This window comes from Verrucomicrobiota bacterium, assembly GCA_016200005.1.
GTDB lineage: Bacteria > Verrucomicrobiota > Verrucomicrobiia > Limisphaerales > PALSA-1396 > PALSA-1396.
In genome coordinates this window covers 111999-125750 of record JACQFP010000086.1, presented here as the reverse complement: position 1 = coordinate 125750, position 13752 = coordinate 111999, and the positions used below count along the sequence as shown (strand labels likewise).

Genomic DNA, 13752 nt, shown 5'->3' with positions numbered 1-13752 from the left:
TTGGTCTGTGCCGAGTAGCCGTTGAAAGAATTGTCACCGGTCATCAACCACTGGCCGCCGTTGCTCACCACGGTGGCGGGCTGGCCGCCATTGAGCAACTGCCCGTCGTTCCACGTCACCGTCCCCTGATTGATCAGGGTCAGCGTGTCCAGAAACTTGTTGCCCGGCGTGTTGAGCAGCAGCTCCCCGCCCGCAAGAACGGTCAACTGGTTCACGAGGTAACCCGAGTTGACCACGAACGTTCCGCTCACCCGATTGGACCCGACCAGCGTCGCGCCGTCCAGTGTCAGGTTGGTGATGACGCCGGCGTTCTGGAAACTCGGGCCCAGCACCACGGTGCCGCCACTGTGCAGGAGTCCGGGGATGATGTTGGTCCGCAGGTTGAGTGTCGTGCCGTTGAACCGGTTGAAGCCCGCTCCGGACGCCACGCCTCCGGCGTCGTAGTAGGTGCCGCTGTTCAAATCCAGGGTGGCCCCCGCCGAGGCGGTGAAGCTGCCGCCCAGGGTGTTGTTGGTGCCGCCCCCGAAGCGCAACGTGCCGCTCTGCACGTCCACCACGCCGCCGGGGTTGAAGGCCACATTGAAGTTGTTGAGCTGGGAGAAGCCCGCGCCGGCGCTCTTGCGCACCAGACCGGTGTTGATCCAGACCGGCGAATTGGTCTGTGCCGAGTAGCCGTTGAAAGAATTGTCACCGGTCATCAACCACTGGCCGCCGTTGCTCACCACGGTGGCGGGCTGGCCGCCATTGAGCAACTGCCCGTCGTTCCAGGTGACCGTCCCCTGGTTGATCAGGCTCAGGGTGTCCAAAAACTTGTTGCCCGGCGTGTTGAACACCAACTGCCCGCCGGGAAGAATGACCAAACTGCCGAGCAAGGAACCGCTACTCATGTCGAGAATGCCGTTTGCTCCAACAGTGCCAGCGGCCGTGAGCGAATTGGCGGTCTGCAAAGCCAGCGTCTGTGTTCCACTCGCCCCGCCAACGTTGTACGAGACCACGGCAACAGTGCCGGTCGCAATCGTGACGGTGTAGGTGCCGTTGTTGGTGATGTTGGCAACGTCGGTGCCACTGGGCACGCCATTGGGCGTCCAGTTGGCGGAGACAAACCAATTGCCGCCTGCGGTGTTGGTCCAACTGCGGGTCACGGCGTTGGCAGACCACGTTGTGAAAACGAGGAGGATCGACAGACAAATGCATTTCATACTTTTATCGGGTTCGGCTTCCTAGACGAAAGTCTATTCCTAGCGCAAAATCAAGTGGAACATCCATGTTCGTTGCAATTGGAATTGCCGGTCAGGCGCGCGGCCTTCACGCGGCTTCACCGCCGGAACGCACCGGTTTCGTCGCGTGTCGATGCATTTCCTCATTCACGAGGTCAGGTGGGCTCAATCCCGTGCGCCGAAGAAAGCCCGCCGGTTCCCATCACGCCCTCACACCTCGGCCTGATTCAGCCGTGCCTACGGCTTTTTCTTGAAGAGGTCGGTCACTCCCTTCGCAGCTTTGCCTGCGGCATCAGTCGGATTCTTTCGTATTTCTTCAACCGCTTCGGTGGCGCCTTTGCCAATGTCGGTAATGGCGCTCCCGGCGGCGTTGATGGCGTTTTCCAGGATGGGGGTGAGAACTTTCTTGGTCAATTCCGCCGCCGTAATTCCGTTGGGATCTTTACCCAAATCCGTGAGATGCATATCCGGCAGCGGCACCGTGACCGATTTGCCGCCCAGATCAGTCAGGCTGAGATGAATCTTCCCGCCGGTGAGAACAAACTCGTCCACTTGAAGTTTCTTCCCGGCTTTTTTCGTGCCGGTGTCCGGCGTGCTTTTGGTCGCGCTCTTGTCACCGCCGCTGGCCGCTTCGACGTTGTCTAAAAGTTTTTTCAAATTGCTGCCTCGCAAACCCCCTTCAAAGGTGATCTCCGGCCCCTCGATATTGATGGACTTCACGACGATCTTGTCCGAGAAGACCGACGAGGGTCGAACCGTCGCGCCGACCGACCCCATTTTCATGGCGTATTCGGATTTGTATCCTTCCGGATTGCCGACGACCAGGCCGAAGAATTTGGCATGACCGGAGAGCAACGAGACCGTCACGGTTTTTACTTTCGTGTCCGTCTTGGTGATGGTGGGACCGACGGTTTCCACACCTTTCTTGACGATCGAGCCGAGATAAAAAATGGAGACGGCCACGGCCAGCACAACCAGGGCAACAACAACGACCGCAATTTTGATGATTAATTTTTTCATAGGCGACTGCAGGTTGAGGTTTGAGCGCCGCCCGGTTTGTTTCTCAGGCAGCAGAATTAACTTGTTGCGTTGAGTTCGATTTGTAAAGGCGGAAAACTTCCCCGTGGCTACCGCTTCTTCACAAACAAGGCCAGCGAAGCCGTGTAGCCATGAAGAAAATTCCGTTCACCGACCGGCCCGATTTCACCGTTGCAGAAAAATCCTGCCAGACCCAGCGGGCCGAAATGTTGTTGAACCATCCGCGCGTCGTGGCTTGGCTGGCCGAACAGATGATGCCCGCGCCCGTTGCAACTGCACAGGCAACCCCCAAGGATCGTTGCGCCGGCCAACTGTTTTCTAGCGCCCGTCAGCAAAGCCGTCATGTCTTCCGTGGCCGCGCGGGCGTCGCGTCGCTGGAACTGGATCGTCTGTCCCTGGCGCGGCAGCGCGCCCACGGCGATGATGCCAGATTTCGGATCAGCGCCGATGAGATTGCGGACCAGGAAATCACCGCGGTGAAAGTCTTCGAGGTATTCGTTGACGACGAGGCCGACGAACAGGTTGCCCCGGGAATTTTTTTGGTCTTCGACCGGAAGCCGATTGAAGGTTTCAGCCAGGAGTTCGTAGGCCGGGCGGTTGGCAATTTCATGGATGAGATTTTGTTCCACTTTGGTGATCGTCCAGGTTTCGCCGATGGGGGTGCAACCCTGCGAAATGACGCCGGCCAGTTGCACCTCGCCGCCAACTGAAATGGCCACGCCGCCTTCCTCAAACACGTCGCCGTTCAAATAGATCTGGGTTGTTTGCGCGTGGTGATCACCGCTGGCCAGACCGCCCAACACCGGCAGCGGCGCGTAGGCCTCGTTCCAACCGCGCAGCCACGATTCGCTGTCCAGATGAAATGGGTCAGCAAAGACGAGCCAGCCGTTGGTCTGCTCGGAATTCAGACCGGTTTCCAGATGCCAATAGCCGGGGCCGTTGGCTTCCTCGACTTGTTCCTGAGTGAAATGAAGCCCGCGCAGTTCAGCGCCGGGCAGCGCATAAAGCGCCAGCACCAAACCGGCGTCCTCTTCCACCTCCTGTGCGTTGACGATGAGGCTGCCGCTCGAACAGCCGGCCAGCAAAGGGATTTGCGCGTGAACCCGGAGGATTTCCAACACCTGGCCGGCGTGCGGGAAAAACTTCGGCGTCATGAACACCAGTCCCAGCGAAACAGCCGGAGCGCGCAGTTGGCTACGCAACTTTTCCGCCCATGCCTGGAGGCCAGCTTCATCAAATCCATCCTGCCAATGGGCTGAGACGGAGAACTCATTTTGCATGAAGCGAAGTTAACGAAAAAAGAAATGAATGCAAACCGGAAGCTCGGCACCGAGCGCGGACAGCCTTGTCCGCGAGAACTTGGAGACACCACTGAAACTCGCGGGCAAGGCTGTCCGCACTCCTGGCCCAATGCAGTTGGCCATACGTTGAAAGCGCATTTCAGCGCTTCACTTCTCTTGCTAGGCGCAATCGAATGGGATACGGTTGCGGTATGAAACTCAGCTTGGCGCTGTTCCTCGGTTTTTTGGCCGGTGTGGCCGGGCAAAATAATTCGCCGGCACTGGAGGTGTCTTCCAAAAAGGAGACGTCCACCAAAAAAGTGTTCATCCTGCCTATTCGCGAAGACATCATGCCGCCGTTGGTTTATCTGGTTCGTCGCGGCGTGAAGGAAGCGATGGCGGCCAAGGCGGACCTGCTCATCTTGGATATGGAGACGAACGGCGGACGCGTGGACACGACGGAGGAAATCATCCAGATTCTCAACCAGTTCAAAGGCCAGACAGCCACGTTTGTGAACGCCAAGGCCTTTTCCGCAGGCGCGTTTATTTCCGTGGCCACCCAAAAAATTTTCATGACGCCCGGGAGTGTGATTGGTGCTGCCGCGCCGATCATTCTCTCACCTGGTGGCGGCGGAGTGGAAAAAACGCCGGAAACTTACGAAGTGAAAATGACCTCGGCGGTCAGTGCATTGGTGCGAGCCAGCGCGGAAAAAAACGGCCACAACAAAGCGGTGATTCAGGCAATGATTGACAAGTCCCGGGGGTTGACCATCGACGGCGAAGTCATCGTCAAGGAAGGGCAGATTCTGACGCTGACCAACGTCGAGGCGGAAAAGGAATATGACGGCAAACCGCTGCTCTCGGCCGGCACGGTTGATTCGATGGATGCACTCCTTGACAAACTCGGGTTCGCCGATGCCAAGCGGGTCGAGATCAAACCCACTGGCGTCGAGACATTGGGCTTTTGGATCAACGCCATCAGCCCGTTGCTGCTCATCATCGGCATCGCCGGCATTTACATCGAGTTCAAAACGCCGGGATTCGGGTTGCCCGGCGTCGTTGGCATTGCCGCGTTCGCGATTTATTTTTTTGGCGGATATATCGCGGGTCTTTCCGGGTTTGAATGGATCGCGGTGTTTGTGTTGGGGCTGATATTGGTGGGCCTCGAACTGTTCGTTCATCCGGGCACCATCCTTCCCGGCTTGCTGGGCGCGATGTTGATGCTCGTGGCATTGGTCATGGCGATGGTCGATGTTTATCCCGGCATGCCCAGCGTGCCGACGTTGCCGCAGTTGAAATTGCCGCTTCAAGACTTGTTCATAGCTTTGGTGGGTTCGCTGGTCGCCGTATTTTTGCTGAGTCGGGTTTTGCCGAAGACGCCCGTCTATCGGCTGTTGGTTTCTCAATCGGCCAGTGGCGTAAGCTCGGTCACGCAGCAGGAACAGAAGCAGGCCTCGCGCATCGGGCAGGTCGGCACGGCGATATCGGCGCTGCGTCCCGGCGGCAAGGCGCAGTTTGGCGACGACGTCATCGACGTGATTTCGCAAGGCGACATGATTGCCAAGGGTCAGAAGGTCAGAATCATCGGCCATAGCGCCACTGAAGCCATCGTTGAAGTAGTGGGTTGAATCAGTCCAGACTCGACAGCTTTGCGACCTCTCGATATAGGTCGAAGCAAACACCGGCACTCAGCTTATGAAGAATTACGTAACAACTCTCGTTCTCGCGCTCTTAACCTTGTCCTGTTCTACACTTCTGCACGGTGGGCCGGTGAAAATCTTCGACGGCAAATCCTTCAACGGCTGGGACGGCGACACGAACCGCACCTGGCGCATCGAGGACGGCGCGCTCGTGGGCGGCTCGCTCAAGACGACTGTTCCGCGCAACGAGTTCATCGCCACGACGCGCAGCTACACGAATTTTGTATTGCGGCTGCATTTCAAGTTGACCGGCAGCGAAGGCTTCATCAACGGCGGCGTGCAGATACGCAGCGTGCGCACCACCAATCCACCGAATGAGATGAGTGGTTACCAGGTGGACATCGGCGATCCGGAATGGTGGGGTTGCATCTACGACGAATCGCGCCGCAACAGGGTCGTCGCCAAGTCCGACATCAACGAGTTGAACAAGGTTTTGAAGCGGAACGACTGGAACGAATACGTGATCCGCTGTGAAGGCAAACGGATTCGGGCGTTCATCAACGGCCTGCAAACGGTCGATTACACCGAGCCGGAAGATTCCATTCCGCAATATGGCCGCATTGGTTTCCAGGTCCACGGTGGCGGCAAGACCGAAGCGTGGTATAAGGACATCACGATTGAAGAGTTGCGGTAGTGTTGACGCGCGGACGATGGTTGCCAGGTTGCATAGTGGCCGTCCGCAAGGCCCACGCTGATCTGGAAATGCTGCGCGTCAGATTCAAATCAAATTAGTAATTCAAGAAACCATGAATGAATTCTTTCTCCTGCCTTCTTGGTTTCCTGATTGAATCCTGTTCGGGAAAACGCGCCGTAGTCGCCGTGCGACCGACAAAACCCTTGCTTCAGTTGAGTTTTTAAAAAAATCGTCCGATCAACATTTCAGAACGAGCTATGTCATCAGGCTGCGCGTACGAGGTCAGGCACGAAGGCTTGGGGAAATATCGAGTCATCTCCGGCACAGACCGCCGCATCGTTAAAGCAAAAGCAGATGCGCAATTACCGGACTTCGCGCCCGTCCGGCGCTTGACCGGCCAGCAGGAAGGTTTTGATGAACTCGCCTTCGCCGCACACGACGAAGTCGGGGAATCTCCGGAACCATTTGCCTTCAGGAACATCCGGCTCGCTGTCGAGCCAACGAGCGAGCGAGATGATTTGTTCGTGCGAAATGTTCCGTTGACGCATTCGCGTCAGAAGGTGAGTGAGCAACGCTTGAGGCAGCTTTACGCGGCGGACTTTAGGCATGAGACTGGCCGCCGTAGAAACCCCGTTCAATCGTCTCTTGCAGCCGGTCCGCCTCAGCGGGGTCTTTTGCCTCGACCATTCGCTTGGCGAGGCGGCCCAATTCCTCCGGGCTGAGTTGGCGGTTTTCCCCGGCGTGACGGGCGAACTCGATGACCCGGCTCTGTTCATCCTGCGGCAGTCGTTTTATTTCTTCGATGATTTCAACCGCTGTCATGTCGTCACATTACTTGCCCAAGCGTTGGTGCGCAAGCAGACCGGTTCGTCCAGCACGATGAACCTGCCGTCTAAATGCGCGTTTAGTGTTCTCACGTTGGCAACTTAACTTTTCCGCGTTCCGTTCTCAAGTGGCAAATGACGCCATCCTCGTTTGTATTCCAAACGCGTGAGCGGGCCGCACTGAGACACCAAGAGCCTTCCCGTTTTTCCCACGTCTTGGCGATTTTACGTTGCCCACCTCGGAACGGCAATGATCAAGCGGCCTGCGGCGTGTGCTTGAATTTTCTTGGCCGACCAAAATCCACCCATTCGACGACGTAGAAATCTCCGTGTGAATCCACGCACATCGCGTGCGGCGCGGCGAAGAGCGCGGGGTTGGTCTTGTTGTCGGCGGCACCTTTGCCGTCGCCGAGGTGCGCGACGAGTTTGTCGTCCGCATCGAGGATCGTGACCTGGCTGGCGAGGTCGGGAATGTAGAGATGGTCTTTGTGCTGGTAGAAGCAACACGGGTTGCGCACGTCGTCGGCCAGTGTGCGCTTGTAGTTGAGCTCGAGGTCAAAGACTTCGAGCCGGTCGTTATGCCGGTCGGCAATGTAAATCTCCGGCCCGCTTTTCTTGAGGGTGTTGACCCATACGCCGTGGCAAGTGTTGAACGTGCCGTGTGGCGCGTTCTTGCCGACCGCTGACTTCTCCGTCTTCTCGCCAATCGTTCTGATGTGTTTGAAATTCTTGTCAAAGCGGCTCACGCGCTGGCTGCCATAACCGTCCACCACGTAGATGTCGCCATTCGTGGCAACGGCCACGTCGGTCGGATTGGTCCAGTCGAACTTCTGCGACGTGCTGCCTTCCTTGCTGACGTTCCCGATTTCGTAAAGGACTTTGCCCTTGAGGTCGGTCTTATAGACGCGCTTGCCGAGCTTCGGCCCTTCCTTGTTGGTGCTGGCGTTTTCCGTCCAGTAGATGAACTCGTTCCGACCCTCTTTGCTCAGGTAGAGGCAATGCGCCGTGTCCTTCACTTGCGCCGTCGTGAAGCCGACGTTCTCGGCAAAGTTGTCGCTCCAGGTTTCGAGCAACTTGCCGTGGCGGTCAAAGATCGCGACACAAGGGCTCGTGGATCGCGAAGTCACATAGATGCGGTCTTTGGAGTCAACGATAACTCCGCAACCGAAACCATACTTCATCCCTTCGGGCAGTTTGCCCCAGTCATCGTCGAGGGTGTAGGTGTGATGACCGTTGCCGATGCGGACGTGGGTTTTCTTTTCGGCTGCTTGTGCGAGACTTGGCATCGTCAGGCCGGCGGTTACGACGCCGCTCATCTTGAGGAAATCGCGCCGGGTCAGGCGATGGGGGAAAATGAATTCGTTCGTATGCATGTTGCGTCTTTTGTTGGAGATTCAGGCGGACGCTAACCCCGTGAGTAAGGCCTGTCGAGCCTGAAAACGCCAGAAAGCAACGCGCGGCTCGCCGGGTCGCTCCAACTAATTTTGAAATGATTCAAAACCGCGCCGCACCTACGGTTTGTCGTGAGGCTTGTCCGGCCCTGGCGTTCCCACTTCGGCCTTCAACCAGACGTAAAGTCCGGGTCCAAAGCAAAGCGCGACTCCCACCGGCATGGCGAAGAAGCCCCAGAGATTTGAATCGATCACAGCCATCATACGCAGCTACTATTGCGGTTGAGCTGGCGGATGTAAAGGCACGTTTTGTCAGTGCTGGTGTTGCGGATTGATTCCCAACCGCCCTCGCCATTCCAGCCTTTGGCGGGGCTGAGGGGGGCAGGGTTCAAGGCGCGGAACTTTATTTTGGGGAGTTCTCTCCCCGGGGAAGCGGGCCGGGGTGAGAATTCGCCGAAAAGGATTTTCGCGCTTTGAACCCGAACCCCGACTCCGAGTCGGGGCTGGCCGGAGCAGCCGACGTGAGTCGGCGCTGACTTTCATCGAATTCAGATGGAGCGGACTCACGTCCGCTGCTACGAGGTTCATGGAAAGGGCGAGCGTTCCAACCATTCGCAACTTGACTCTGATCGAGCGAGTGGCGCGGTACCCCAAAAAAGTTCTCCAACCTTTCAGCTTTTCGTGCGACTTCCTTCTCTCCAGTAATCCGGCAGATCAGGTTTTGTTTCTCTCAGGATTTCCAGGATCGCGCGTTTGGTGTCGGCAGAAATCTTTTGAAAGGCCGGACCGGAATCCTTGTTCGTAAGAATGTCCCAGAGACGCTGATAAAGGTGCGTTTTCATCGGCCCGGGCAGGTGCGCGAAAGCGTCTGAGTAGATCAAGTAGCTGCAGGGATATTTGAAGAGGCGGGTTTGCAGATCAAACTCGCGCAGTGAACGGCCTTGCTTGTCGCGCGGCCCCCGGTTCTCAAATGCCATTGCAAATTCTGGATTGCCTTTGACCGGATTGTTCAACGGCGCCTCCTCGGTGAAGAGTAGATATTTCAGGAATGCATCGACAATGTTCTTCAGATAATTGATGTGACCATACTGCTGCAATGCCAGCGTGGATTCATAATTCAAACGCGTGATGAAATTGTGCATGTGCGTCTGGTGTTCCAAAACCATCAAGGCCACGATGTCGCTTTGCGGTCTGGGATAATTGGAAACCGGGAAGAACCGGCTCAGGTCCGTCAGGTTGCCCAGGTAATTCGGCTCTTTCTCCTGTCGCGCGAATGCCGCCGGCCCGATCAAGTTGCCGCGATGGGTTTGCTTGCCGTGGGTGCCGGTGACGTACCAGCCGCCCCAACGCTCCTCGAGCAGCGTGCGATGATTCACCAGCGACACGCCATTGTTCAAGTCCACCACGCCGTCTTCATCCGTCGGAAATGAACGAAGCAGGTGACCGGGCACGCCCATGGTTTTGGCTGATGCGTGACACTCGAGGCATTGGTCCGTCCGCACAAAGCGCATCTTGTCGGTCGCCGTTTGCGTGAAGGTGTAGAACACGCCGCCCAACTTCGGATCGGCGGTGGAGACTTCCAACAGCGGCGCGCCGGGGATGAAGCCGACGTAAACATCGTCGTTGAAGAAAAGCGCGCGCGGTGTTTTTGGAGAAATGCGTTCCCGCTGAAACGAGGTTTTGGAGAAGACGAGCATTTGCGACGACACCGGCACCTTCAATTCCTCCAACAGCGCGAGGAGATAGCCAAACGTGTCATCGTGTTTGAGTTTCACCTCGCCCTTGTCGATGCGCTCCTGCAAGCGCGCCACCGGACCGTCCGCTTTGGTCTTATTGTAATTGATCGTCTCCTCGTCGAACGGCATCAAGTGGGTGGCACCTTGAAAGTCAGCGCGCAGGGACGCTGTTGTGACGATGGTGGCGACCATCAAAACGAGCCTGATTTCCCGCCGCAGCCTGGCTTTCCGTGATTCAACATTTCGATCAGTCATCAGTTCAACTCCGGTTCAAAGTTATAGGTTTCCACCACCAAAGCTCTCACAAAATTTGGCGCAGCCTAAACATTCGAGCACCGAAAGGTTTGACTCGCGTCAAATCTTCGCGTGCTTTGGGGCAGGGCGTTGAATCTTACTGACCAGTGATAAACTTTGATTTGCATCAAAGCGTTCGGGCACGTCCGCCGCTAGATTGGCCGCGTGATGAATGACAACGTTGTGAGCCTGGATGTGCGCGAAGACATCGCGCAAGGTCGCGAACCGTTTTCCAAAATCATGCAAACGGTGGCGCGGTTGAAGGACGGCGAAAAGCTCCTGCTGATCGCGCCCTTCGAGCCGGTGCCGTTGTTCGGTGTGTTGGCGCGACAGGGTTTTTCTCACGAGGCCAAACCCAGCAACAGCGGTGATTGGGAAGTGTTGTTCTCGCGCAGTTCAACCGCCGCGCCGGTTTCGGAAAAAGCGGTAGAACCCTCGCCATCACGTCAAGACGCGCCCCGGTGTGCCTGTGCCTGCAACGAAATGATCGAAGTTGACGCGCGCGGATTGGAGCCGCCGCAGCCGCTCGTCGTCATCCTGGAGGCTCTGGGTGATTTACCCGCCGGGGCGGAGTTGCGCGCACGGACGGATCGTCGTCCGATGCACCTTTACGCGCAATTAGAGGAACGGGGCTTCATCGGGACGACGGAGGAACAAAGTGATGGAAGCTTCATTACCCATATCCACCGCTCCTAAATTGGCCAAACCCATCGGCACGGCAGCCAAAGCCGTCGGTGTCGCTGGCGCCCTCGCGCCGTCGGTGAGTTTGCCGTTGCGATTCGTGGTGACGGGGATGCTTTCGTTGTTTAGCGGTATTCTGTGGCTGGTGTTACGGCCGGACATTCTGGCGACGTATCATTACAACCAGTATGTCATCGCTGTGACGCACCTGTTCACGCTCGGCTGGATTTCGTCCATCGTCATGGGCGCGATGTATCAACTCGTGCCCGTGGCGCTCGAAACCAGACTGCACAGTGAACGGCTGGCGCGCTGGCAGTTTGTTCTGCACGTCATCGGGTTCGCCGGGATGATCTGGATGTTCTGGATCTGGAACATGAAACAGGTCGGCCACTTCGGTTCGATCTTCGGGATCGGCGTCATTCTGTTTGTGTACAACCTGGGACGGACCTTGGCGCGCATCCCGCGCTGGAATGTCGTCGCTGTTGGCATCGCTTCAGCGTTGTTCTGGCTGTTGATGACCCTGTGCGCGGGTCTGTTCATGGTGTCCGCCAAATGCTGGCCGCAGATCAGTCCGTTCTATGCCATTTCGCTCATGCACGCCCACGCCCATCTCGGCGGCCTGGGATTTTTCGTGATGATGCTGGTGGCCGTCTCCTACAAACTCGTGCCGATGTTTGCGCTGGGCGAAGTGCAGAGTCATCGTCGCGCCGCCTGGTCGATTGGACTGTTGAATGTGGGCTTGCTGGGACTTTTCTTGACCATTTTGTTTGGCAGTCCCTGGAAACTGGCGTTCGTGTTCGTCGTCATTTCCGGACTGGCCTTTTACGGCGTGGAGATGCGGGCCATGTTGCGCGCGCGCAAACGGCGGCATCTTGATTGGGGGCTGAAATATTTTCTGACCGCCATCAGCCTGCTGTTGCCGCTGTCGCTGCTGGGAATCATTCTTTGCTGGCCGACTCTGCCGATGACCCGCTTCTCGACGCAGTTGGAAAATGTTTATGGCTTCCTCGCGTTGATCGGCGTGGTGACGTTCGCCATCCTCGGCATGCTCTACAAAATTGTTCCGTTCCTGGTCTGGTATGCCCGTTACAGCCGGGAAATCGGCCGCAGCAAGATTCCATCGTTGGCCGATCTCTACTCGCCGCGGTTGCAAGCGTTGGGCTACTGGATGTTCGTCGTGGGATTGGCAGCAACCAGTGTGTCAATTGTTTCGGGCAATGAAAGCGCAGTGCAATGGAGTTGTTCGTTGCTGGCGGCGAGTCTCGTGTTGTTTGCAATGAACATGGGGAAAATCCTGCTGCATTTGTTCCAACCGAAAATCGAGCCGCTGGGGTTGCGGCCAGCGTTGAAAGGCAATCTATGACAACGACCCACGTGAATGAAACCACGATTCGCGAAGCCTTGCAGCAGGTCCTCGATCCCGAGCTGGATTGCAACATCGTCGATCTCGGTTTGATTTACGACATCCACCTGACCGGCGGCAAGGTGACGGTGAAGATGACGCTCACCACGCCGGGTTGTCCGATGCACGAGAGCCTCAGTTGGGGCGTGCAAACCGCCTTGCTCAATCTCGAAGGCGTGGAGGAAGTGGAGGTTGAACTGATTTGGGACCCGCCGTGGAATCCCGCCATGATGAGCGATTACGGCCGCGCTCGTGTTGGCATCGCCTGGTAAACCGGCCGGAGCAATCAAACGAAAGGAAATTAAATGACGACGCAGACAGAGCCGCACATCGGCGCGGACAAAGTGATGGATGTGCGCCCAATTCCCTGCTCCATCAAACACAAGCTGATCATGCAAACGTGGCGCGACTTGCCGTTGGGCGACCATTTCATCCTGTTGAATGACCACGACCCCGTCCCGCTTTACTATCAATTCGCCGCCGAATTCCCCGGCGCGTTCGGTTGGGAACATCTTGAAAAAGGGCCGACTGATTATCGTGTCAAGATCACCCGGTTCAAGTAGGGCAACCGTTTGAGTCACTCAGGATTCACGGCACGGATTGGTCGGGCCAGACGATGGGCGGATGATGATGTTCGTGGCCGGTGGTTTCGAATTTGCCGATGGCCGCGGCCAGAATCAGGCCCGCCAACAGGGCGAAGGATAGCTTGACGCGGTCGTGCGCGTGGAACTGCAGTTCGGGCAACAAATCACTCGTCGCGATGCAGACAAATGTGCCGGCCGCAAAAGCCAGGGCTGCGCCGAGAAAGATGTGGCCGGCGTCGGAAAATTGACCCGCTCCGAAGTGAAACAGCAATACTCCGGCGGGAATCGCCAGCGCGAAAAGTCCGTTCACAAAATGTCGTGAACCTCTCGACCAGCCGCTCGCCGCCATCAGCGTGCCGATGGCCATTGCATCAAAAGGTTTGTGGAGGATGATGACGAGAAACGTGCCCAGCCCCAGCAGTCCACCTCCGCTACCATGAGCCTCCGCTTCCACACTCGCGGCCAGCGCGATGCCGTCGATCAACGTGTGCAACGTCAATCCGAGCGCGGCACCGCTCCACGACAACTGACTTGCTGATTGATCGGCCAGCGTGCGTTCGTGCTGGTGGTGGTCGTGGTCGTGATCATCGTGGTGATGTTCGTCAGCGCTTCCTTCCGGCGATTCATCCGGGACATCGTGGTGATGGAAATGAAAAAATCGTTGGATGAAAAACATCAACAGAAACCCACCGAGCAACCACCAGGCGGTGCGGTCGATGGAGCGCAGTTGCTGCCACGCATGCGGCATCAGATGCAACACGCCGACGCCCAGCATCAGACCGGCGACAAAGCTGGTCGCCACTTGCAACCGCGTGTGTGTCAACCGGACAAACAGCGGAATCCAGCCGCCCGCCAGCGACGCCAGCAGAATCAGCAAGCAATAAGCCGACAAGAGCACAACCGGCGATAATGACGCTTCACTCATCTTGACGCGGCAGAGTGTAGAAGATTCCTTTGTCTTGTCAGCTTCC

General features: G+C 57.1%; 15 protein-coding genes. 6 read left to right on the top strand and 9 right to left on the bottom strand.

From position 1 onward, the window contains the following. The 3 genes from HY298_27410 to HY298_27400 form a co-directional block, all read right to left on the bottom strand. On the bottom strand, window positions 1-1199 hold a 1199-nt coding region (locus HY298_27410; protein MBI3853972.1), incomplete at its 3' end, for a hypothetical protein. 255 nt (window positions 1200-1454) lie between these two features. Beyond that, window positions 1455-2237, bottom strand: a complete 783-nt coding sequence (locus HY298_27405; GenBank protein MBI3853971.1) for a hypothetical protein — start codon at window positions 2235-2237, stop codon at window positions 1455-1457. A 107-nt stretch (window positions 2238-2344) separates the two neighbouring features. Next, complete coding sequence (locus HY298_27400; protein MBI3853970.1) at window positions 2345-3535, bottom strand: FIST C-terminal domain-containing protein; 1191 nt, start codon at window positions 3533-3535, stop codon at window positions 2345-2347. Window positions 3536-3747: 212 nt separating this feature from the next. Here HY298_27400 and HY298_27395 point away from each other — a divergent pair, with 212 nt between their 5' ends. Together HY298_27395 and HY298_27390 are read left to right on the top strand one after the other, a co-directional pair. Then, window positions 3748-5163 (top strand): ATP-dependent Clp protease proteolytic subunit, encoded by a 1416-nt coding sequence (locus HY298_27395; protein MBI3853969.1) that lies wholly within the window; start codon window positions 3748-3750, stop codon window positions 5161-5163. Between the two features lie 67 nt (window positions 5164-5230). Beyond that, window positions 5231-5869, top strand: coding sequence for a DUF1080 domain-containing protein (locus HY298_27390; GenBank protein ID MBI3853968.1), 639 nt, complete (start codon window positions 5231-5233; stop codon window positions 5867-5869). Window positions 5870-6231: 362 nt separating this feature from the next. Here HY298_27390 and HY298_27385 read toward each other — a convergent pair whose 3' ends face one another. The 5 genes from HY298_27385 to HY298_27365 form a co-directional block, all read right to left on the bottom strand. Next, window positions 6232-6477: a hypothetical protein gene (locus tag HY298_27385; GenBank protein ID MBI3853967.1), complete on the bottom strand. Its 246-nt coding sequence runs from the start codon at window positions 6475-6477 to the stop codon at window positions 6232-6234. Then, window positions 6470-6691, bottom strand: coding sequence for a hypothetical protein (locus HY298_27380; GenBank protein ID MBI3853966.1), 222 nt, complete (start codon window positions 6689-6691; stop codon window positions 6470-6472). The genes HY298_27385 and HY298_27380 overlap by 8 nt, the downstream gene beginning before the upstream one ends. A gap of 256 nt (window positions 6692-6947) precedes the next feature. After that, entirely contained in the window at window positions 6948-8066 is a 1119-nt protein-coding gene (locus HY298_27375) for a twin-arginine translocation signal domain-containing protein (protein MBI3853965.1), read from the bottom strand. A 138-nt stretch (window positions 8067-8204) separates the two neighbouring features. After that, window positions 8205-8348, bottom strand: coding sequence for a hypothetical protein (locus HY298_27370; GenBank protein ID MBI3853964.1), 144 nt, complete (start codon window positions 8346-8348; stop codon window positions 8205-8207). A gap of 407 nt (window positions 8349-8755) precedes the next feature. After that, entirely contained in the window at window positions 8756-10012 is a 1257-nt protein-coding gene (locus HY298_27365) for a hypothetical protein (GenBank protein MBI3853963.1), read from the bottom strand. Between the two features lie 270 nt (window positions 10013-10282). Here HY298_27365 and HY298_27360 point away from each other — a divergent pair, with 270 nt between their 5' ends. From HY298_27360 to HY298_27345, 4 genes are read left to right on the top strand one after another with little or no spacing between them, the layout of a single operon-like run. Continuing rightward, on the top strand, window positions 10283-10810 hold the full coding sequence (locus HY298_27360; protein ID MBI3853962.1) for a DUF2249 domain-containing protein: 528 nt from the start codon (window positions 10283-10285) through the stop codon (window positions 10808-10810). Then, window positions 10776-12158 (top strand): cbb3-type cytochrome c oxidase subunit I, encoded by a 1383-nt coding sequence (locus tag HY298_27355; protein MBI3853961.1) that lies wholly within the window; start codon window positions 10776-10778, stop codon window positions 12156-12158. The genes HY298_27360 and HY298_27355 overlap by 35 nt, the downstream gene beginning before the upstream one ends. Further along, window positions 12155-12469, top strand: a complete 315-nt coding sequence (locus tag HY298_27350) for a metal-sulfur cluster assembly factor (protein ID MBI3853960.1) — start codon at window positions 12155-12157, stop codon at window positions 12467-12469. Before HY298_27355 ends, HY298_27350 begins: the two co-directional genes overlap by 4 nt. Window positions 12470-12502: 33 nt before the next feature. Further along, a complete protein-coding gene (locus tag HY298_27345) occupies window positions 12503-12760 on the top strand; it encodes a DUF2249 domain-containing protein (GenBank protein MBI3853959.1) in 258 nt (85 codons plus the stop codon). A gap of 25 nt (window positions 12761-12785) precedes the next feature. Here HY298_27345 and HY298_27340 read toward each other — a convergent pair whose 3' ends face one another. Continuing rightward, the gene (locus HY298_27340; GenBank protein MBI3853958.1) at window positions 12786-13706 is read right to left on the bottom strand and encodes a ZIP family metal transporter; all 921 of its coding nucleotides are present in this window, start codon (window positions 13704-13706) and stop codon (window positions 12786-12788) included. Between the last annotated feature and the right edge of the window lie 46 nt (window positions 13707-13752).